Origin of the sequence: Rhizorhapis suberifaciens (genome assembly GCF_014200045.1) — a bacterium.
Lineage (GTDB): Bacteria > Pseudomonadota > Alphaproteobacteria > Sphingomonadales > Sphingomonadaceae > Rhizorhapis > Rhizorhapis suberifaciens.
In genome coordinates, this window is record NZ_JACHOV010000009.1 from 14,459 (window position 1) to 33,948 (window position 19,490).

Sequence of the window (19,490 nt, forward strand, 5' to 3'; positions counted from 1 at the left end):
GGATCATTCTAATGACAAGCGCTGCTTCGAGCTTTTCCGAGCCCCTTGTTGCGCGGGCCCACTCTCGTAGCTTCAAAAAACCGCAGCCACCAGCTTGGCGAAAGCATCCGCACGATGGCTCATGGCGTGCTTTTTCTCGGGCTCCATTTCGCCAAAACTGATGTCATAGCCGTTGGGTTGGAAGATCGGATCATAGCCAAAGCCCTGTGTGCCCCGTGGAGGCCAGGTGATGACGCCATTAACGCGGCCCTCAAATGCCTCCACATGTCCGTCCGGCCAGGCAAGCGCCAAAGCGCAGACAAAATGGGCATCATGGCCGATCTCAGGCCCCTTCGCGCGAAGATTTTCCCAGACCAGCCGCATCGCGAAACCGAAATCCTTGTCCGGTCCTGCCCAACGGGCGGAGAATATGCCCGGCTCATTATTCAGCGCCTCAACGCACAAGCCGCTGTCATCAGCCAGAGCAGGAAGGCCGGACAGATCTGCCGCCTGCAGCGCTTTGAGCTCCGCATTGGCGATGAAGGTGGTGCCGGTTTCCGCCGGTTCAGGCAGGCCAAGCGTGGAAGCCGAGACCGGCTGCACACCATAAGGGTTCAACAATGCCCTGATCTCTCGCACCTTGCCTGCATTGTGGCTGGCGATGCAGAGCTGTCCAGGTTGCAGCTTCCGAATGGCCTGTTCCTCGCTCACCGTCCGGTGACCCGATCCTGAAAGGCGAAAATCTGGTTGCAGCCGATACGGGCCAGACGGAGAAGGCGGAGGAGGCCTTCCTCATCATAGCAATCGCCCTCTGCCGTCGCCTGCGCCTCGGCAATCTTGCCATCGCTGGTGAGTACGAAATTCGCATCCGCCCCGGCATTGCTGTCCTCGTCATAGTCAAGGTCAAGAACTGGAGTGCCGTTGTAAATCCCGCAGCTGACGGCCGCTACCTTCTGCACAATGGGGTCCTCGTCCAGAAGCTGCTTTGCCATGAGATTGTCAACGGCCAGGCGCAAGGCGACCCAGGCGCCGCTGATTGCGGCCGTCCGGGTGCCGCCATCCGCCTGAATGACGTCGCAATCGAGAACGATTTGCCGCTCACCTAGTTTCTTCAGGTCAGTGACCGCGCGCAAGGAGCGCCCGATAAGCCGTTGAATTTCTTGCGTTCTGCCGGACTGCTTGCCCTTGGCCGCTTCGCGATTGCCGCGCGTGTGCGTGGCGCGGGGCAGCATGCCATATTCGCCGGTGACCCAGCCTTCACCCTTGCCGCGCAAAAATGGCGGTACGCGCTCTTCGACTGATGCGGTGCAGAGAACACGTGTGTTGCCAAAGCTCACCAGGCAGCTGCCCTCTGCATGAATGGTGAAACCGGGCTCCATGGTAATAACCCGCATTTCGTCGGGCGCACGGCCGGATGGGCGCATATTGGTGTCTCCTGTGGCTGTCGTGCAGGGGCTTTAGCGACACTGGGGACCGGTTGCCAGCACCTATTCCGGCTGACGCTGTAAATCGCTGGCCAGATGAGTTTCGCTCATTCTTCGGCTTATGCCGAAATACAGGATATTGAGCCTTCTGTCCCTATTGCTTAGATAAACGCCATGACGGTGTCTCCGATCAGCGAACTGAATGACCGCGCGCGGGATGTGTTCCGCGTGGTGGTGGAGAGTTATCTCGGCTCTGGAACGCCGGTAGGATCCCGGACGATCAGCAAGCTGTCGGGCTTGAACCTGTCGCCTGCATCTATCCGGAATGTGATGCAGGACCTGGAGGAACTGGGCCTGCTCGCCGCTCCGCACACGTCGGCAGGGCGGATGCCCACGGAGAGCGGTCTTCGCTTATTTGTCGACGGCATGATGCAGGCCACCGAACCTTCCGAGGAGGAGCGGCGTGCGATCGAATCCCGCCTCTCGGAAAGCGGCCCTATTGAGGAAGCTCTTACCGCAGCGAGCGCTGTATTGTCTGGCCTTTCCGCCTGTGCTGGAATTGTGCTGGTTCCTAAACGTGAACCAGTGCTGCGGCAGTTCGGCTTTGTACCCCTTTCGGAAAAGCAGGCGCTTGCCGTGCTTGTCGGGGAGGACGGCAGCGTCGAAAACCGTGTCGTCAATCTTCCAAAGGGAGTGGCTCCCTCAGCACTGGCAGAAGCAGCGAATTATATGAGCGTCCAATTTGCCGGACGAACCTTGGTGCAGGCTCAGGCGGTGCTGCAGCAAGAGATCGAAGCCGGGCGGACGGCGCTGGATGGCGCCAGCCGGGAGTTGGTCGAGCGAGGCCTTGCGGTCTGGTCGTCGGACAGCGAGGACCGGCCCGTGCTCATCGTCAGGGGGCAAGCGAACCTTATCGACGAGAGTGCTGCCGAACATCTGGATCGCGTGCGGCAACTGCTTGATGAACTGGAGGGCAAGGAAGAAATTTATCACCTGCTTGATAGCGCGCGGAACGGAAGCGCCACCAAAATATTCATCGGATCGGAGAATAAACTTTTCTCGCTTTCCGGCTCATCCGTGATAGCAGCCCCCTACCGGAGTGGCGACGGGCGTGTCGTCGGCGTCGTGGGGGTTATCGGCCCCACACGCTTGAACTATGCGCGAATCGTTCCCATGGTGGATTTCACCGCACAGACCTTATCGAGATTGATGAGATGACAGACGACAAGAAAGTACCACAAGACACTGAGATCGCAGAAGATGTTCTGGATGAAGAGGGGCAGGATGCGTCCTCCCTCTCATCCGAGATCGATAGGCTTGCCGAATTGGAGGCCGATCTGGAGCGGGCACGGCAGGACATTTTATATGCGCAGGCCGACACTCAGAACGTCCGCCGGCGTCTGGAGAAAGAAGTTCAGGATGCCCGCGCCTATGCAGCTACGGGTTTTGCCAGAGACATATTGTCGGTAGCAGATAATCTTGCCAGAGCCCTCGCCGCAATACCGGCGGAACTGCGCGAGGATGAAAAGCTCAAGGGGCTCATTGTCGGCCTGGAAGCCACCGGCAAGGAAATGGAAAGCGCATTCCGCAAGAACGGCATTGAGAAGATCGAGGCTATGGGGCAACCGCTGGATCCAAATCGTCATCAGGCAATGATGGAGATTCCCAGTGACGTGGAGCCCGGCACAATCGTGCAGGAGTTGCAGCCCGGTTATATGATCAAGGACCGTTTGTTACGTCCCGCATTGGTGGGCGTTGCGAAGAAACCTGACTAAGGCAAAGGTCTGGGCTCCTGACTTCAGGAGCCCAAGCCGGCCAATATTCAAAACCACACATCGCCCTTGCTTTCGCCAATTACTTTTGCAAATGGCAATTTTGCAAGGATGCGGAGAGATGGTAAAGCAGCGACTTTATGCCGGCGAACGGCTTCGGGCATTGCGGTTGCGGCTGGGTTTGTCCCAGTCGGTCATGTCGGCGCGGATCGGCATTTCAAACAGTTATCTCAGCCAGTTGGAACATGACGACCGGCCTATGACGCCGGCAATTCGGCAGGCGATTACTCGTGTCTTTCCGTTGAACGGCGCGGATTTTGAAGTTGATGACGAGCAGCGTCGTACATCGGGCGTGCGCGACGCTCTCTCCGATCCGCTATTTGCAGGCATGGATATTTCGGACGGCGCGGTCGATCGGTTGGTGGAATTGCAGCCCGCCATAGCGGACCGTTTGGCCGTACTGCATCAGGCCTATCGCGGCGCGATCAATCGCTTGCAATTCGTGGATGATGTCATTTCGAGCGAGGTCGGCATGGATGGCCGCTTGCCTTGGGAAGAGGTGCGCGACTGGTTTCATTTGGCCGGCAATTATGTGGACTCGATCGATCGCGCGGCGGAACAAATGGCTGCTACTTTGTGGCGTCAGGACCAGATTCCTGAAGATGCCATCGCTCAGCGACTGCTGGAGAGACACCGCGTCACGATTGAGATGACGTCGCGGGAGGATAGTGCGCGCCTCCTTCGGAGATATGATCGGCGCGGACAGATATTGACGCTTTCAAGCGCGATGCCCCCCGACAGCCGCCGGTTTGCGCTGGCGCATCAACTGGCGGCTTTGGAACTTGAGCAGCAGATTGCGCAAGTGAGGGACGAGGCGGAGTTGCGGTCGGAAGAGGCGCGGCAGCTTCTGTCCATAGGGCTTGCCAATTATGCGGCGGGGGCATTGTTGATGCCCTATGAGCGCTTTCGTCGCACCGCGCGCAGCCTGCGGCACGATATCGACCGGCTGTGCCAGTTTTTTTCCGTGAGTTTCGAGCAGGCCTGCCATCGCCTTTCCACTCTCCAACGGCCGGGGGAATGCGGAACGCCCTTTTTCTTTTGCCGGGTCGACATGGCGGGCAACATCACCAAGCGGCATTCGGCCACGCGGCTGGAATTCGCCCGCTTTGGAGGCGCGTGTCCTCTCTGGATCGTGCATGAGGCCGTGGCCATTCCGGATCGCATCGTCGTGCAACTCGCCCAGACGCCCGATCGCGCCCGCTATGTCTGCATGGCGAAGGGACTGGTGAAGCCCTCCGGCAGCTACACCCGGGCTCCGCGCCGCTATGCCGTGGCGCTGGGTTGCGAGGTCGAACATGCGCGCAGCTTCGTCTATGCCGACCAGCTTGACCTGGCCAACGAACAGGCAGCCACCCCCATAGGGATCAGTTGCCGCATCTGTCCGCGCCTTAACTGCGACCAGCGCGCCTTTCCTCCTGTTGATCGCAGCTTGTCGGTCGATCCGGACGTACGAGAAGTCGTGCCTTATCGCATCAAATAGGCGACAGCCGGCTATAGGCAACAATACGTAAAGACGATCCCTACCCATGTGCGGCAGGCTTCGCCCCAAAAGCGGAGTCTACAGCCGCATCGGAAGGGTCGAATGCCACGAGAAAAGCTGAATGGATCGCATATGCGGCCCACTATTCTGGTTGTTGAGGATGATGACGCGGTCAGGCGATCGCTGCAGCTTCTGCTGCGCTCGTACGGATTTGACGTAAAGGCTTATGCCTCGCCAGGATATGCGCTTGCCGATAAGCAGAATCGCAGTGCAGCCTGTCTTATTTCCGATCTGATGATGCCCGGCCTGGACGGGCTTATGCTGCTTACAAATCTGCGGACTGAAGGCTGGAAAGGTCCCGCAATATTGATCAGCGGCTATATGAGCGCCGCACATAGGATTCGGGCCACAGCAATCGGATTTGGCGCTATTCTCGACAAGCCCATTGCGGATTTCAAGCTGATGGACACCTTACGCGGCCTTATGGCCGCCTGATCAGGCGGTCAGAACGACTTTTGTCCATTCATTCTGGTTGTCCTTGAAATTCTTGTACCCGGTTGGCGCGTCTTCTAGCGGAAGGTGATGGCTGATGAGGAAGGTGGTGTTGATCTGCCCTTCCTCGATCCGGCGCAGCAGGTCGTGGCTGTAGTGCTGAACATGCGTCTGGCCGGTCTTGAGCTGAAGACCCTTTTGCATCAGCGCTCCCAGGGGAAACTTGTCCGAAAAGCCGCCATAAACTCCGGGCATGGAAATACGGCCCCCCTTGCGGCATGCCAAAATCGCCTGTTTCAATGCCGACGTCCGGTCAAATCCGATGCCAACCTTCTGCTTTGCGATGTCGATGATGTTGTCGATGGCAAAGCCATGCGCTTCCAACCCCACCGCGTCGATGACGGCGTCGGGCCCGATCCCACCCGTTATTTCCATCAAGGCTTCGCGGACGTTGCTTTCCCGGAAGTTGATGATTGCTGCGCCCAGTTCTTTGGCTAATTCCAGCCTGTGCGGATAGTGGTCGATGGCTATCACTTTTTCGGCCCCCATCAGTAATGCGCTCTGGATGGTGAACAGTCCCACTGGGCCGCAACCCCAAACCGCAACGAAATCGCCCGGCTCTATGTCGGCATTGTCGGCGGCCATCCATCCGGTGGGCAGGATATCGGAAAGGAACAGAACCTTGTCATCTTCCAGTTCGTCGGGAACTATGATGGGGCCGACATCCGAAAACGGCACGCGCACATATTCGGCCTGGCCGCCCGGATAGCCGCCCGTCATATGGGAATAGCCGAACAGGCCAGCCATCGCATGGCCGTATAATGTCTCTGTCGCATCCTGTTTTTCGACCGGATTGCCGTTGTCGCAGGCGGAATATTGGTGCTTGTTGCAGAAATAGCAGGTGCCGCAGGCAATGACGAACGGCACGACGACCCGCTGTCCTTTTTGGAGCGTACTGTCCGTCCCGGTTTCGACGACCTCGCCCATGAACTCATGGCCAAGAATATCCCCGCTTTGAAGGCCGGGTATCACGCCGTCATACAGGTGCAGGTCAGAGCCGCAGATGGCGGTCGACGTTACTTTGATGATGGCATCGCGTGGGTTGACGATCTCCGGGTCTGGAACCGTTTCCACCCGAACATCTCGCGTTCCGTGCCAGGTTAGCGCACGCATATGCTGTCCTTTTCGATTTCAGCTATCATGTTTGTCGGCATGGGCAATTTCGCCCGTTTCCATCAGCATCTTGAAACGCTTGAGTTCATGCCGTGCCTGAACCTCCGGTTCGCGCCTGAACATTGCGGCAATCACCGCTCCAGCAGCACCGACAGGTGGCTTGTACGAAACGATTGCCTGCACCAAAGTGCCTCTGCGGCCCGGCGCGTCGCGGAAGGCGACGTGCCCTTGCGTTCTGATCTCTGATCCCGGGATCGAACGCCACGCGATATATTCATTCTCGCGATCGTCTGTGACCTCGGTTTCGATTTCGACCATACCTCCGGCGGGGGCCAAAATCGTCCAGATGCTTTGGCCATCCTTACCGGACGGCTTCACCGACTGGATATTCTCCATGAATTGCGGCAGGTTCTCGAAATTTCGCCAGAAGGAATAGAGTTCCTGCCTCGGCCGATTGACGGTGACGGTTTTTCCTACAGTCCGTTGGGCCCCGAAGTGGCGGCCGATGCCTCGTCGGGCTGTTGCCGGCGCATCATCATGGGGGGCATTCTGCCGTCGTCGGTTGTAGGCGCGCGCCGCTGTGGCACCCAATGCCAGGGTTCCCATTCCAAGTGCCAGCAACGAGATGGCCTTTGCATAACCACTGCTCGACCGCGATGTTCGGCGTGCCATCGGCTCCTCCATTTCGTCCAGAAACGAACGAGAGGCCGGAAGAAACGATCCGTCCCAAAGGAAAAATGGTTCAGGAGCAGTACAGGGCACTTCTTTCTTATTAAGCCTAATGCGCAGCCGGAGAGAGATGAACTGTGCTGTAGAGCCGGTTGTTACGTTTTGGACCATTTCCTAAAATGGGGCGGGAAGGCACAGCGAGGAAGCGAGCCTTATGAGCATAAAATTCCAAGGACGTGTGGCATTGGCTGTAGCCGGGCTCGCGTCAGTCGCGGCTGCGGCATTCTATGGTAGTGACAGTAGCGCTGCGCCGGAAAAATCCGTGCGCGTGGCCATCGCACCTCCGGCGCGCCCTGGGGCGGGAAAAACTCGGGATTTCGGATCTTCGGGTCAGTGGTCGCGCGCGGGGGAAGGCACCAAAGTCTTGCGCGACGTTCATGTGACACGGGCCATGGATTTGGTCCAAATCAGATCGCCACGTTCCAGCCCGCTTCTAATCGAAGACGTGAGCGCCGACAAAGTGCGGCATTTCCTCGACATATACGACCAAAAAACCAAGCCGACTGTTTCCAATCTGACAGTTCAGCGTATCCGCGCCGGTTTTACGAAACGGGGCATTCGTTTGCGTTATGGCAGCAACGGGATCGTCATACGCGATTTCCAGCTCACTCATCTTGGTCCTAATCACGCCAGAGGCGATATCCCTGTCGGTATCGGCATGGTCGACCAGGTCCATAATGTCGTCATCGAGCGGGGGCTTATAGAGAATGTCCTGACCGAACTTCGCGATCAAAAGAAATATTGGAATGCAGACGGTATCAGCATGGAGCGGGGCGTTCGCGATGTTGTGGTGCGCGATGTAGTTATCCGTAATTGCAGCGACGGGGGAATCGATAGCAAGGCGACCAATGTCCTCATCGATCGGGTGCGCGTGGAAGGGTGCACCCGCAGTCTGCGGCTGTGGGAGGACGCGAAGATCGGAACATTCGAAAGCGTCAATCCCTTCAAGCATGGTGGCACAGGGGGTGCGGCGCATATCGGCCTGTATAATGGCGTCAGCGACGTCAGTATCAAAAAGCTGGTAATCCGATCCGACAAGCAAACGCCCATATTTCTCATGGAAGGAAATGCGCCGGCTACGGTTGTCGTGGATAGTTATGACATCAAGACCCCACGGGGCACTCCCCTGGTGGGCGGCACGCATGCCGATCTGCTGAAGATCATCTGGAAAAGCGGTCCGCCCAAATTTTGATGTGGGAAGATGTGAAACAAAAAACCCGGCATCTCTGCCGGGTTTTTTTAAAAGTGGTGGGCGTGGCAAGGATTGAACTTGCGACCCCTGCGATGTCAACACAGTGCTCTACCACTGAGCTACACGCCCACACGGGAAGGCAGCCATTAGCTGGGCTTTGTTAAGCGCGCAAGCGCGAATCAGCGCTCAGGTTAAAGAAATTCAGCTAAGCCCGGTGGCGCTGTTGACGCCGAACAGACGGTCGACCTCCAGCACCAGATCACGCAGATGGAAGGGCTTCGAAAGCACCTTCGCCTGCGGGACGGCCTTTCCGGCCTTGAGCGTCACTGCGGCGAAGCCGGTGATGAACATGACGCGCATGTCGGGTGCAACTGTCGCGACGTGCTGGGCAAGCTCGATGCCGTCCATTTCGGGCATCACAATATCGGTCAGCAGCAGGTCGAAATGCTCCGCTTCGAGCAGCGGCAATGCGGCGGTTCCCCGGTCCACGGCGACCACCTCATATCCGGACTTCTCAAGTGCGCGCGCCAGATATTGGCGCATCACATCGTCGTCCTCAGCAAGCAAAATCCGGACCATTCAACCCTCGACCGACGGAGCGCCCGACTACATAGAGTCTGGAACTGCTCTAACAATAGTTTTTCCGTGCTTTCTGCCCGATTAACCGGCGCCCCGACCCCTTATACACTGGCCGGGCCTTTTCAAAAAGCGCTTCCAAGTCCCTCTGGCCATGGAATTGCTTGTATCCTTATGCGACAAGCTCTTAATATTTTCCAGTCGGCGTGCATTTTTTTGGCACAGGGAAGGAGCAAAGCGTGCAGTTTCCAGCGCCTGTCGCGCCTTCCCATGCCTGCCCTGCCTATTATCGCTATGGGGCCGATCCCCCGGAAAGTCCGGTGGTAATTTCCGTGCCACATGCAGGGCGGCATTATCCCGCCGCGGTGATGGATGATGCGCGGACCGGCCGCGACGGCCTTGAAAGACTTGAAGATCGTCTGGCAGATCTGCTGGTTCATGCTTGTATGACTGCGGGTTACGACGTGTTTGTCGCGCGTCAGGCACGGGCGGTGATCGACCTTAACCGTGCGGAGACCGAGATTGATGGCGCCATGGTCGCTCATGCGCCTTCGCGGCTGGCATTTATGGCAAGCGCCAAGGTACGCGGGGGGTTGGGACTGATCCCCAGGCGGCTTTCGGCCATCGGCGATCTATGGAAGAGGCCGTTGGAATGGAGCGAGGTGGAACGGCGAGTCGCGCAATATCATCGGCCCTATCATTTGGCGCTTGAGCAAACACTCGCAACTGCGCGAGCCCGCTTTGGTCATGCCATATTGCTGGACATTCATAGCATGCCGCCGCTTTCTGCAGGGGACGGAACGCCGCCCCGGATTGTCATAGGCGATCGCTTCGGGAGGAGCGCCGGCAGCCGCCTCTCCTGCCTGGCCGCCTCCATTGCATCCGCGCATGGGCTGAAGGCCGCGCAAAATCATCCCTATCCGGGCAATTACCTGCTGGAGCGGCACGGTTCGCCCCTCAACAACATCCATGCGATCCAGTTGGAGATCGACCGGTCGCTTTACCTTGACGCGTCGCTCCGGTGGCCCGCTTCGAACCTGGCGAACGTTCAGAAGGTTGTGCTCGATCTAGCTGAAGGATTGGCGGCCGAATTGCCGTCCGGCGAATTTGCACAGGCGGCCGAATGACAACAATATGATTCTAACTCAAGCGGTCGATCGCTTCTCTGCTTAGCGAACCGGGAATGATCATGACCGGGCAGGGGAGGGACCCTGCGTCATTTCCGGCAAAATGGTTTACCAGCGGACCAGGGGCTCCGGTTGCGGCGGCGCCAAGGACCAGCGCGGCAATCTTGTCGTCTTCCATCAGCATCTTGCGCACGATCTGAACCGGGTCGCCGGCACGAACCGTAATGGACGGGCGAATGCCGGTTTCCTCCACCAGCGAACCAGCAGCGCCCGCCACCAGCGCTTCAGCTCGTTGATGAGCCTCTTCCTCGATTGTGGCTTGAACTCCACCCCATTGGACAAATTCAGGGGGCGGAACCAGCGCGACGATTTGCACCGCGCCTCCGGTTTTCGCGGCCCGGCGAGCAGCGAAGCGGAGCGCCACGCCTGCTTCCTTCGTCTCATCGACTACAACCAAATAGGTTCGCATTTGGGCAAACTCCAAGCCACTGACGGCCGGAATTTGCGCCATAAACGGCTTCTGTTCAAGCCATGGCCTTGACCAGCGGCCTCAAACCGTCAAGTAACGGGCATTCGTTGCGGAATCAGAAATAGAAGGCACTAGATCGCCATGGCAATCAACATCCAAATGCCCGCACTTTCACCGACGATGAAAGAAGGGACGCTGGCCAAATGGCTGGTGAAGGAGGGGGACACAGTGTCTGCTGGAGACCTGCTGGCCGAAATTGAAACCGACAAGGCGACGATGGAGTTCGAGGCAGTCGATGAAGGGACCATTGCCAAGATACTGGTCCCTGAAGGTGCGGACAATGTTAAGGTCGGCACCGTCATCGCCGTCATAGCTGAAGAAGGCGAGAGCGCGGGTGACGTCAAGGCCCCAGCAGCCACTCAAGCGCCCAAGGCCGAGGCTCCGGCGGCGCAGGAGTCCGCTCCGGCTCAGGTGCCCGCGCCGCGCCCCGACCCCGTTCCCGCCAAGGCCGCTTCTCCCTCCGCGCCCGACAACCGCCTGAAGTCGAGCCCGTTGGCGCGCCGTCTGGCGGAGCAAAAAGGGCTCGATTTGTCCGCGCTCACTGGTTCTGGTCCCGGCGGACGCATTATCAAGGCCGATGTCGATGGGGCGAAGGCCGATGCCAAAGCCGCCCCGGCAGCGCCCAAAGCCGCCGCTCCTCCAGCTGCGTCGGCTCCTGCGGCGGCCGCTTCGGCAGCAGCAGCGCCGGCTGCTTCCGGCGTGGGGCAAGATTTCGGCATACCGCACGAAGCGATCAAGCTGTCTAATATGCGCAAGGTCATTGCGCGGCGTCTGACCGAATCCAAGCAGACGGTGCCGCACATCTACCTCACCGTCGATATCCAGCTAGATAGGCTGTTGAAGCTGAGGAACGAACTCAATGCTGGCCTTGCAGGCCGCCAGGTCAAGCTGTCGGTCAACGACCTGCTGATTAAGGCGCTGGCTACCTCATTGATGCAGGTGCCCGAATGCAATGTGCAATTTGCAGGCGACCAGATGCTTAAATTCGCGCGCGCGGACATTTCAGTCGCGGTCTCCATCCCCGGCGGACTTATCACACCCGTCGTGACAAGCGCCGATACCAAGGGCGTGGCGGCGATTTCCAACGAGATGAAAGATCTCGCCAATCGCGCCAAGGAGGGTAAGCTCGCGCCGAAGGAATATCAGGGCGGCACGGCATCGCTTTCCAACATGGGCATGTTTGGCATCAAGCAGTTCGAGGCCGTCATCAACCCGCCCCAGGCCATGATCATGGCCATCGGCGCGGGTGAAAAGCGCCCCTACATCATCGACGACGCACTGCAGATCGCCACCGTGATGAGCGCCACTGGCAGCTTTGACCACCGCGCCATCGATGGCGCGGACGGTGCGCGGTTGATGCAGGCGTTCAAGGAGTTGGTCGAAAAGCCGCTGGGGATGCTCGCCTGATGGCCATGGTTTATATGGTTCTCAGTTTACTCCCTCTTATTTTAGGTTGCTTAGGCGGTATTTCGGCAAGTCCATTCGATCAGTTTGTCGCAAGATTGCTGTTATGTAATCCCATCGTGATCTCCCCACCAATTTGCGTATCGACCCAAGGAAAGACATAGGACATGGCTGACACTTTCGACCTCATTGTTCTTGGATCCGGACCCGGCGGCTATGTCGCCGCTATCCGTGCGAGCCAGCTGGGGCTTAAGACCGCGATTGTTGAGCGCGAGGCTTTAGGCGGGATTTGCCTTAATTGGGGGTGCATCCCGACCAAGGCGCTGCTGCGGACGAGCGAAATCTATCATTATATGAAGCAGGCCGACAATTATGGCCTCTCAGTGGAAAAGCCCTCCTTTGATCTCGACAAGGTCATCCAGCGTTCGCGCGGCGTTGCCAAGCAACTCAACCAGGGCGTCACTGGCCTGATGAAGAAGAACAAGATCACGGTCTATTTCGGCGATGGCAAGCTTACCGGCAAGGGCAAGCTGAGTGTCACGAAGGATGGCGTCACGACCGACCTCGAGGCGAAGAACATCATCATCGCTACCGGCGCGCGCGCGCGCGACCTGCCTTTTGCCAAGGCCGACGGAAAGCGCATCTGGACCTACCGCCATGCAATGACGCCGCCCGAAATGCCGACAAAGCTGCTGGTAATCGGATCGGGCGCGATCGGCATCGAATTTGCCAGCTTCTACAATGACATGGGCGCTAAGGTCACGGTCGTCGAAATGCTCGACCGCATCCTCCCGGTCGAAGATGCCGACGTCAGCGATTTCATGGCCAAGGCGCTCACTAAGCAGGGCATGGACATTCGCGCCTCGACTGGCGTGCAGAAGATCACTGACACCGGCAAGGGTATTACTGCCGAGATCAAGGGCAAGGACGGCAAGGTCACGACCGAGGAGTTCAGCCATGTGATCGTCGCGGTCGGCATCGTCCCCAATGTCGAAAATCTCGGTTTGGAGGATGTGGGCGTTGAGCCCGACAAGCGGTTCCACATCAAGACCGACGAATATTGTCGCACCAATGTGCCGGGCCTCTACGCCATCGGCGACGTCACGGGCGGACCCTGGCTGGCGCATAAGGCGAGCCATGAGGGCGTGATCGCGGCCGAACATATTGCGGACGCGCATCCGCACCCGATGGACCCCAACAACATTCCAGGCTGCACCTATTCCCACCCGCAGGTGGCCTCCGTGGGCCTTACCGAAGCCAAAGCCAAGGAGGCCGGCTACAAGGTGAAGGTCGGCAAGTTCCCGTTCATCGGCAATGGCAAGGCCATCGCGCTTGGCGAGGCTGAGGGTTTCATCAAGACAGTGTTCGACGAAGCCACCGGAGAGCTTCTTGGCGCGCATATGGTGGGCGCGGAAGTGACCGAGCTGATCCAGGGCTATACCATCGGCAAGACGCTGGAAACAACCGAGGCAGAGTTGATGCACACCGTCTTCCCGCATCCCACGCTGTCTGAGATGATGCATGAAAGCGTGCTCAACGCTTACGGGCGCACCTTGCATTTCTGAGGAACTGCCGCCTGTTCTCTCCATAATGGAGTTGAAAGATCGGCAGCAAGAACGGACGCAGGATATAACCCCCGGATAAAATCGGGGGAATATCTGCCATGAATCTTTGCCCTTTGTTCGCCTTGGCAGGGCTCGCCATCGCCGCGCCTGCGTCGGCGGCGACGATTTTGCTGCATCCTGACGGGGCGGAGCATCGTGCCGCGATCAATATCGACATGTTTCTGGGGGAGGGGGTCTATGCGGCCCGCTTCGCCTTCGATCGGCCTGTTGGTCCGGAATGCCTCCTGACCTTCATTCACAATGTCGATTATGACTTTTACGGCGTGGCGGATGGCATCCATTATGGTGGCGACGATGTCCCGACCTTTTGGGATCATAGCTTCACAGGCTCGACATTCTCGACCCTTTTGCGCGTCGAGCGGCCCTATCGGCAGCTTTGGCATTGGGCCGGCGAGATCGGCGATGTCGAGGAGCGCGGTGTCTATTCCGTGAACGCGGCCTTTGGAGAATTTACTTTCGACTCCCCAGCACCCGTGCGCCTCGATTATGGTTTCGAACGAGTAGGGGAGGTGCCCGAACCGTCAAGCTGGGCCATGCTGATCGCCGGCTTCCTGGCCCTGGGTACAGCCTTGCGGCGGCAGAGGGTTCGAGTGGGCTTGGGGTGGCTTTAAGTAAGTCCATTTTCAGGCTCCGAGCCACCACAGCGGGCAAACTCCGTCTCCGCGGCATTTCGCGTGTTCCCCCATTCGCCCTCCGAACCTCGGCGGATGATTTTGTTTCGATACAAAGGATGGGGTTCGATGGACCAATGACCGGCATGGGTGGTGAGTGGACTGTCTGATTTAAAGCCCCAAACCTAATAAGCTGCCGTTTGCCAAGTGCTTCAGACAGCCGGGAGTGGTGGTAAAGCCGCTACTTTCGTTTTCTTCTCGGTTAGTTAGCCCCCGGGTCCGCCTCAGTTCCATAGGACAGTCCCTCGGCGCATTTACCTTCGCGGTCGAACACAACGCTGACATTCCAGCGCCCACGCTCGAAACTGACAGTGGGGGGGAAAGATGCTCCGTGTAAGGAAAACGGAATAATGATGCCCTTGGGTTTTCGCCATCCTGCACGCCGTGCCGCAGTCCTAAATAGCTCTGCTCCGAAGCAATTCGATCCCAGCGGATCACTCTTTGGAGTCTGCACGATGTCAATGTCAACGCGTCGATCGCCACGAATACTGGGGTTGATTAGGATTGGGCGCTTAGCTTTGCGAAAACGTGGACGTCGCCAAGCATCCATCGGCACAAACGCCTCGTCATAAGTGAAGCTAACGTGCCATCGGTTAGCGCTCGTAGGGCCGGATGCCCAAACGGTATAGTGGGCCTGGCGTGGAGCCTCGTATGATGTTTTCAGGGGCGGGAGCGAGAAAGTTCGTTCCAGCGTCTCAACGCTGAGGCCGCTGCTTGGCCACTGGAATATGGAGAGCAATCGCTTTTCCAGCTCCGCCGCATCATAATTGCAGTCAGCCTCCTGGGTTAAATACGGCTGTCCTGCCAGTGAATCCCATTTCTCGGTCACTATACAGGCAGTAGTCACACGCTCGGCCCCTTCTGCGGACACCGCAAGCGGACTCAAAACGCTCATTAGAATCCAGGCAGCAGACACAGACCCTCCGCAGATGAGGTAGAGCCTCGACACGCGATGATTAGCCGCTTGAGGTAGTCTGCTTTTAGGCGGGTCAACCACCGCTCTCAATGGCAAAAAATGCTCATAGCTGACATCGACTGTGCGGTCCTGCATTCACGCCACCCAGCCATCGAATCTCCGCAAAAAGCAGAAACTCGTCCCTTACGCCGCCTTGCGCAGTTGCAGGTCCTCGCGGCCCCAGATTTCGACCAGAGCGTCGGTCAGTTCCTGCATCATTTCGGTCGTATGCGAGGGGCCGGGGGTGAAGCGCAGGCGCTCTGATCCGCGGGGGACGGTGGGATAGTTGATGGGCTGCACATAGACGCCATATTCGGCCAGCAAGATGTCGCTGATCCGCTTGGCTTTGACGGGGTCCCCAACCATCAGCGGAACGATGTGCGTCGTGGACGGCATCACCGGCAGGCCGGCGTCCTTGAACATGTCCTTCAGCGTCTGGGCCGCTGCCTGCTGGCCGTCGCGTTCCACGCTGGACTCCTTCAGATGCCGTACGGCCGCCAGGACGCCCGAAACCAGCACTGGCGACAGGCTGGTCGTGAAGATAAAGCCCGGCGCGTAGGAACGGATGACGTCGATGATGACCTTGTCCGTCGCGATATAGCCGCCCATCACGCCAAAGGCTTTGCCCAACGTGCCCTCAATGATGGTCAGGCGATGGGCCACGTCGTCGCGTTCGGAAATGCCGCCGCCGCGCTTGCCGTACATGCCGACGGCATGGACCTCGTCCAGATAGGTCAGCGCATTATATTCGTCGGCCAGGTCGCAGATTTCTGCAATCGGGGCGACGTCGCCATCCATGGAATAGACCGATTCGAAAGCGATGAGCTTCGGCGCGTCCGGATCTGCGGCTTCAAGCAATTGGCGCAGGTGATCGACATCATTGTGGCGGAAAACCTGCTTTTCGCAGCCTGAATTGCGGATGCCCGCAATCATCGAGGCATGATTGAGCTCGTCGGAAAAGATGATGCAACCCGGCAGAATTTTGGCCAGCGTCGACAGCGTAGCGTCGTTGGAAACATAGCCGCTGGTGAAAAGCAGCGCCGCCTCTTTGCCATGAAGGTCTGCAAGCTCTGCTTCCAGATCGACATGATAGTGCGTGTTGCCGCCGATATTGCGGGTCCCGCCCGATCCGGCGCCAACATCGTGCAGCGCTTCTTCCATTGCGGCGATAACCTTGGGATGCTGCCCCATCGCAAGATAATCGTTCGAGCACCACACGGTAATCGGCTTGGGGCCATTATGTCCGGCAAAGCAGCGGGCGTTGGGAAATGCGCCCTTGTTGCGCAGGATGTCGATGAAGACGCGATAGCGGCCTTCCGTATGCAAGCGGTCGATCGCCTGTGAAAAAATATGCTGGTAGTTCACCTGATGTCCCGCTCGCAGCCTTTGCCCGACCCATATATATACGGTTATTCGCGCCCTTACAGGCTAAGCGCAGCAATTTCCAGCGATAACGGCTCTCAATAATAGGTAAAATCTGCGCCAAGTGCACATGGGCGCCCTACAACATCAATGTATCGGCCAATCCAAAGTCTCTAAGGGCAGGAGCAAGGACCGCGATATCGGCACCCAGTCGCGTAAACACCGCGATTCCGTCAGCCGGGCGTTCCGGCCATTCTTGGCCCTGTGTCAGATAGGCGACCCGCCGGGCTATGCCTTCGCCGCCGTCCATGAAAGTGAGCGGCCGAGGACTCGCGGCGGCAAGGTCCGCTTCCACAAGGGGAAAATGGGTGCAGGCAAGGACCACTACATCCATCATGTCGCCTCCAGGCTGCCCCAACAGCCCCTCCAAAGCCCTCGCCGGAATCGTCTTATCCACAGCCGCGCCGCGCAATTTGCATTCCGCATAGTCTACCAGTTCCGGGCTGCCATGGCGAAGGATCAGGCAGTCGGCGCCAAACTCCTGCGCCAGCCGGTCGACATAAGGTTGGCGGACGGTCGCCTGGGTGCCCAGCACGCCGATCACCCTCGTCCTGGAAGTCAAAGCAGCGGGCTTTACCGCGGGAACCGTTCCCACCACCGGTATATCGAGCGCCGCGCGTACAACCGAAAGCGCGATGGTCGAGGCGGTGTTGCAGGCGATGACGGCCAGGCGCGGACGGTAGCGTTCGACCAGCCGCCCCAGCAAGGCCGGAACGCGCGCCGATATCTCAGCCTCTGTCTTGGTTCCATAAGGATAGAAGGCGGGATCGGCGGCATAGATGACGGGCGCGTTGGGCAAAAGCTTGCGTGTTGGTTGAAGAATGGACAGTCCCCCGACACCGGAATCGAAAAAGAGGAGCGGAGCATTTGCTGGGATCATGAGCGCCATTCGTTTCGTTAGCGGATCTATAGCCTTTGCCATAACCCGGCCTGATCAGATGCGTGTTAACCCGACAGGTTATTGCGAATACGTACTGTAAGGTGATTGCGGTGCAGGGCAAAGGCATTATAGTCGGAAAACGGAGGGCGAAGGCTAATTTCATGTATATTTCGTGGCTCGCGCCCACAGCGGCGCTTCTGCTCGGCTATCTGCTTGGATCCATACCTTTCGGGCTGCTGCTCGCAAAGGCTTCGGGCGCGGGCGATCTGCGCAAGATCGGATCGGGTAATATCGGCGCGACCAATGTGCTTCGCACCGGGAGGAAGGGCATTGCCGCCGCAACACTGATCCTGGACGTGGCGAAGGGCGCGGTGGCCGTGCTGGTTGGCGCCATGCTCGCCCCGCATGGAGCCCTATTGGCGGGGGCAGGAGCCTTTTTGGGCCATTGTTATCCGATCTGGCTGAGGCTTAACGGCGGCAAGGGGGTGGCGACTTACCTGGGCATAGCTCTGGCGCTGCACTGGCCCTGCGGCGTGGTTTACGCCCTGGTGTGGATCGCGGCGTTTGCGACGCTGCGCTATTCCTCGGTGGGAGGCATGCTGGCGGCGATTGCGGCCCCGGTAAGCGCGGCGGCCCTTGGCCGTTTCGACCTCGTGCCATTGTTCCTGGGTCTTACCGTCGTCCTGCTGTGGAAGCATCGCAGCAATATCTTGCGGCTTCTCACAGGAACCGAACCCAAGGTCGGCAACTCCCATTAGGACCTGACAGCGTGACAGCAGATAATTTCGGCGCACGGGACAAACTTGCCCGTTTGCAACTCATCCGGTCGGCCAATATCGGGCCTGTCACTTATTTCCAGCTGATTGCACGCTTCGGCACAGCGCAGGCGGCGTTGCAGGCGATTCCGGAACTGGCGGCTCGGGGTGGTGGACGCCCGCCACGGCTTGCGGGCCTGGGCGATATCGAACGGGAGGTCGAGCGGGTGCGGGCGCTGGGCGCACGCTATCTGTTCCTGGAGCAGCATGACTATCCCGCCCTGCTGGCAGAGATCGATAACGCGCCGCCCGCCATCATCTTTCGCGGGCGGTTGGAGTTGCTCGAACGGCCGATGATTGCGCTGGTCGGCGCACGCAATGCGTCCGCTGCCGCCTGCCGCTTTGCCCGGGGGTTGGCGCAGGATCTCGGGCGTTCGGGCGCCAGCGTGGTGTCGGGGCTGGCGCGGGGTATCGATACGGCGGCGCATGAGGGATCGTTGGCGACAGGCACCATAGCCGTGATCGCCAGTGGTATCGACATTGTGTTTCCCCCGGAAAACGCCGCTCTTCAGGAAGGGATAGCTCAGGAGGGGCTGCTGTTCGCAGAGCAACCGCCGGGGACGGAACCCAGAGCAAGGCATTTTCCCTATCGCAACCGGATAATCGCCGGCCTGGCTGCAGGGACGGTAGTCGTGGAGGCCGCGCCGCGTTCCGGATCGCTGATCACCGCGCGTCTGGCGGCGGAAAGCGGCCGGGAGGTGATGGCAGTGCCAGGCTCGCCGCTCGATCCCAGGGCGCAGGGCTGTAACCTGCTGATCCGCGAAGGCGCGACGCTTATCCAGAATGCAGCGGACGTCATGGAAGCCGTTGGTCCCATGGATTCGCGGCTGATGCGGCAGGAAAAAATGCCTTTTGCCGAGGAACCCGTGCCCAGCGATACCACCGAGCGGGAGAGGCGCGACGTAGCGGCTCTGCTCAGCATGACGCCGGTGGCGGTGGATGAGATCATCCGCCAATCCAGCCTGCCGCCCGCCATCGTCCAGACCGTGTTGCTGGAACTTGAATTGGCCGGACGGCTCGACCGGCATGCCGGGGGCAGGGTGTCGCTGGTTTGAAGTTTTGAAGAGGGCCGCCGTTCGTTTTCCAGCGGCTGATCCAACAACTCTTGCCCATCAGCCCAAAATACGCCTATCCACCCGCCTCTTGACGGCAGGTACGATTAGTCGCCAGCCTCGTGCGTGTACG

The 19,490-nt window shown here is 59.0% G+C and carries 19 protein-coding genes and 1 tRNA gene; 11 read left to right on the forward strand and 9 right to left on the reverse strand.

Going from position 1 to position 19,490, the window contains the following annotated elements:
• Positions 1-72: 72 nt before the first annotated feature.
• On the reverse strand, positions 73-690 hold the full coding sequence (gene rdgB, locus HNQ99_RS11795) for an RdgB/HAM1 family non-canonical purine NTP pyrophosphatase (RefSeq protein ID WP_184475863.1): 618 nt from the start codon (positions 688-690) through the stop codon (positions 73-75).
• A complete protein-coding gene (gene rph / locus HNQ99_RS11800) occupies positions 687-1,403 on the reverse strand; it encodes a ribonuclease PH (RefSeq protein ID WP_184475864.1) in 717 nt (238 codons plus the stop codon). Before rph ends, rdgB begins: the two co-directional genes overlap by 4 nt.
• 174 nt (positions 1,404-1,577) lie before the next feature.
• Here rph and hrcA point away from each other — a divergent pair, with 174 nt between their 5' ends.
• The 4 genes from hrcA to HNQ99_RS11820 all read left to right on the forward strand — a co-directional run bounded on the left by hrcA (position 1,578) and on the right by HNQ99_RS11820 (position 5,210).
• The gene (gene hrcA, locus HNQ99_RS11805) at positions 1,578-2,621 is read left to right on the forward strand and encodes a heat-inducible transcriptional repressor HrcA (RefSeq protein ID WP_184475865.1); all 1,044 of its coding nucleotides are present in this window, start codon (positions 1,578-1,580) and stop codon (positions 2,619-2,621) included.
• Positions 2,618-3,178, forward strand: coding sequence for a nucleotide exchange factor GrpE (gene grpE / locus HNQ99_RS11810; RefSeq protein ID WP_184475866.1), 561 nt, complete (start codon positions 2,618-2,620; stop codon positions 3,176-3,178). Before hrcA ends, grpE begins: the two co-directional genes overlap by 4 nt.
• Positions 3,179-3,296: 118 nt before the next feature.
• Positions 3,297-4,715, forward strand: coding sequence for a helix-turn-helix domain-containing protein (locus tag HNQ99_RS11815; protein ID WP_184475867.1), 1,419 nt, complete (start codon positions 3,297-3,299; stop codon positions 4,713-4,715).
• Positions 4,716-4,847: 132 nt separating this feature from the next.
• Positions 4,848-5,210 (forward strand): response regulator transcription factor, encoded by a 363-nt coding sequence (locus HNQ99_RS11820; RefSeq protein WP_246414923.1) that lies wholly within the window; start codon positions 4,848-4,850, stop codon positions 5,208-5,210.
• Here the strand turns inward: HNQ99_RS11820 and HNQ99_RS11825 are convergent, their stop codons facing one another.
• Together HNQ99_RS11825 and HNQ99_RS11830 are read right to left on the reverse strand one after the other, a co-directional pair.
• A complete protein-coding gene (locus HNQ99_RS11825; RefSeq protein WP_184475869.1) occupies positions 5,211-6,380 on the reverse strand; it encodes a zinc-dependent alcohol dehydrogenase in 1,170 nt (389 codons plus the stop codon).
• Between the two features lie 18 nt (positions 6,381-6,398).
• Positions 6,399-7,052 (reverse strand): SRPBCC family protein, encoded by a 654-nt coding sequence (locus HNQ99_RS11830; RefSeq protein WP_221232675.1) that lies wholly within the window; start codon positions 7,050-7,052, stop codon positions 6,399-6,401.
• Positions 7,053-7,263: 211 nt separating this feature from the next.
• On the opposite strand from HNQ99_RS11830, the gene HNQ99_RS11835 reads away from it, so the two are divergent.
• Positions 7,264-8,301: a hypothetical protein gene (locus HNQ99_RS11835; protein ID WP_184475871.1), complete on the forward strand. Its 1,038-nt coding sequence runs from the start codon at positions 7,264-7,266 to the stop codon at positions 8,299-8,301.
• Between the two features lie 54 nt (positions 8,302-8,355).
• Here HNQ99_RS11835 and HNQ99_RS11840 read toward each other — a convergent pair.
• Together HNQ99_RS11840 and cpdR are read right to left on the reverse strand one after the other, a co-directional pair.
• Positions 8,356-8,430, reverse strand: a tRNA-Val gene (locus HNQ99_RS11840).
• 72 nt (positions 8,431-8,502) lie between these two features.
• A complete protein-coding gene (gene cpdR, locus HNQ99_RS11845; protein ID WP_184475872.1) occupies positions 8,503-8,880 on the reverse strand; it encodes a cell cycle two-component system response regulator CpdR in 378 nt (125 codons plus the stop codon).
• 236 nt (positions 8,881-9,116) lie between these two features.
• On the opposite strand from cpdR, the gene HNQ99_RS11850 reads away from it, so the two are divergent.
• Positions 9,117-10,004, forward strand: a complete 888-nt coding sequence (locus HNQ99_RS11850; RefSeq protein ID WP_184475873.1) for an N-formylglutamate amidohydrolase — start codon at positions 9,117-9,119, stop codon at positions 10,002-10,004.
• Between the two features lie 13 nt (positions 10,005-10,017).
• On the opposite strand, the gene HNQ99_RS11855 is transcribed toward HNQ99_RS11850, so the two are convergent.
• Entirely contained in the window at positions 10,018-10,473 is a 456-nt protein-coding gene (locus HNQ99_RS11855) for a universal stress protein (protein ID WP_184476010.1), read from the reverse strand.
• Between the two features lie 141 nt (positions 10,474-10,614).
• Here HNQ99_RS11855 and HNQ99_RS11860 point away from each other — a divergent pair, with 141 nt between their 5' ends.
• The 3 genes from HNQ99_RS11860 (at position 10,615) to HNQ99_RS11870 (ending at position 14,173) form a co-directional block, all read left to right on the forward strand.
• The gene (locus tag HNQ99_RS11860) at positions 10,615-11,940 is read left to right on the forward strand and encodes a pyruvate dehydrogenase complex dihydrolipoamide acetyltransferase (RefSeq protein ID WP_184475874.1); all 1,326 of its coding nucleotides are present in this window, start codon (positions 10,615-10,617) and stop codon (positions 11,938-11,940) included.
• A 164-nt stretch (positions 11,941-12,104) separates the two neighbouring features.
• A complete protein-coding gene (gene lpdA, locus HNQ99_RS11865) occupies positions 12,105-13,502 on the forward strand; it encodes a dihydrolipoyl dehydrogenase (RefSeq protein WP_184475875.1) in 1,398 nt (465 codons plus the stop codon).
• Positions 13,503-13,600: 98 nt separating this feature from the next.
• A complete protein-coding gene (locus HNQ99_RS11870; RefSeq protein WP_184475876.1) occupies positions 13,601-14,173 on the forward strand; it encodes a PEPxxWA-CTERM sorting domain-containing protein in 573 nt (190 codons plus the stop codon).
• A 1,159-nt stretch (positions 14,174-15,332) separates the two neighbouring features.
• Here HNQ99_RS11870 and hemA read toward each other — a convergent pair.
• Together hemA and murI are read right to left on the reverse strand one after the other, a co-directional pair.
• Positions 15,333-16,553, reverse strand: a complete 1,221-nt coding sequence (gene hemA, locus HNQ99_RS11875; RefSeq protein WP_184475877.1) for a 5-aminolevulinate synthase — start codon at positions 16,551-16,553, stop codon at positions 15,333-15,335.
• 136 nt (positions 16,554-16,689) lie between these two features.
• Positions 16,690-17,499: a glutamate racemase gene (murI, locus tag HNQ99_RS11880; protein ID WP_184475878.1), complete on the reverse strand. Its 810-nt coding sequence runs from the start codon at positions 17,497-17,499 to the stop codon at positions 16,690-16,692.
• 152 nt (positions 17,500-17,651) lie between these two features.
• On the opposite strand from murI, the gene plsY reads away from it, so the two are divergent.
• Together plsY and dprA are read left to right on the forward strand one after the other, a co-directional pair.
• Positions 17,652-18,248, forward strand: a complete 597-nt coding sequence (gene plsY, locus HNQ99_RS11885; protein WP_184475879.1) for a glycerol-3-phosphate 1-O-acyltransferase PlsY — start codon at positions 17,652-17,654, stop codon at positions 18,246-18,248.
• 11 nt (positions 18,249-18,259) lie between these two features.
• On the forward strand, positions 18,260-19,360 hold the full coding sequence (gene dprA / locus HNQ99_RS11890) for a DNA-processing protein DprA (protein ID WP_184475880.1): 1,101 nt from the start codon (positions 18,260-18,262) through the stop codon (positions 19,358-19,360).
• Positions 19,361-19,490 lie beyond the last annotated feature (130 nt).

Excerpts from the sequence above, each read along its gene's own strand:
- HNQ99_RS11870 (WP_184475876.1), top strand. The coding sequence starts at position 13,601 with ATGAATCTTTGCCCTTTGTTCGCCTTGGCAGGGCTCGCCATCGCCGCG.
- rph (WP_184475864.1), bottom strand. The coding sequence starts at position 1,403 with ATGCGCCCATCCGGCCGTGCGCCCGACGAAATGCGGGTTATTACCATG.
- murI (WP_184475878.1), bottom strand. The coding sequence starts at position 17,499 with ATGGCGCTCATGATCCCAGCAAATGCTCCGCTCCTCTTTTTCGATTCC.
- HNQ99_RS11835 (WP_184475871.1), top strand. The coding sequence starts at position 7,264 with ATGAGCATAAAATTCCAAGGACGTGTGGCATTGGCTGTAGCCGGGCTC.
- HNQ99_RS11820 (WP_246414923.1), top strand. The coding sequence starts at position 4,848 with ATGCGGCCCACTATTCTGGTTGTTGAGGATGATGACGCGGTCAGGCGA.
- cpdR (WP_184475872.1), bottom strand. The coding sequence starts at position 8,880 with ATGGTCCGGATTTTGCTTGCTGAGGACGACGATGTGATGCGCCAATAT.
- lpdA (WP_184475875.1), top strand. The coding sequence starts at position 12,105 with ATGGCTGACACTTTCGACCTCATTGTTCTTGGATCCGGACCCGGCGGC.
- hrcA (WP_184475865.1), top strand. The coding sequence starts at position 1,578 with ATGACGGTGTCTCCGATCAGCGAACTGAATGACCGCGCGCGGGATGTG.
- HNQ99_RS11860 (WP_184475874.1), top strand. The coding sequence starts at position 10,615 with ATGGCAATCAACATCCAAATGCCCGCACTTTCACCGACGATGAAAGAA.
- plsY (WP_184475879.1), top strand. The coding sequence starts at position 17,652 with ATGTATATTTCGTGGCTCGCGCCCACAGCGGCGCTTCTGCTCGGCTAT.
- HNQ99_RS11855 (WP_184476010.1), bottom strand. The coding sequence starts at position 10,473 with ATGCGAACCTATTTGGTTGTAGTCGATGAGACGAAGGAAGCAGGCGTG.
- HNQ99_RS11825 (WP_184475869.1), bottom strand. The coding sequence starts at position 6,380 with ATGCGTGCGCTAACCTGGCACGGAACGCGAGATGTTCGGGTGGAAACG.
- grpE (WP_184475866.1), top strand. The coding sequence starts at position 2,618 with ATGACAGACGACAAGAAAGTACCACAAGACACTGAGATCGCAGAAGAT.
- HNQ99_RS11830 (WP_221232675.1), bottom strand. The coding sequence starts at position 7,052 with ATGGCACGCCGAACATCGCGGTCGAGCAGTGGTTATGCAAAGGCCATC.
- HNQ99_RS11815 (WP_184475867.1), top strand. The coding sequence starts at position 3,297 with ATGGTAAAGCAGCGACTTTATGCCGGCGAACGGCTTCGGGCATTGCGG.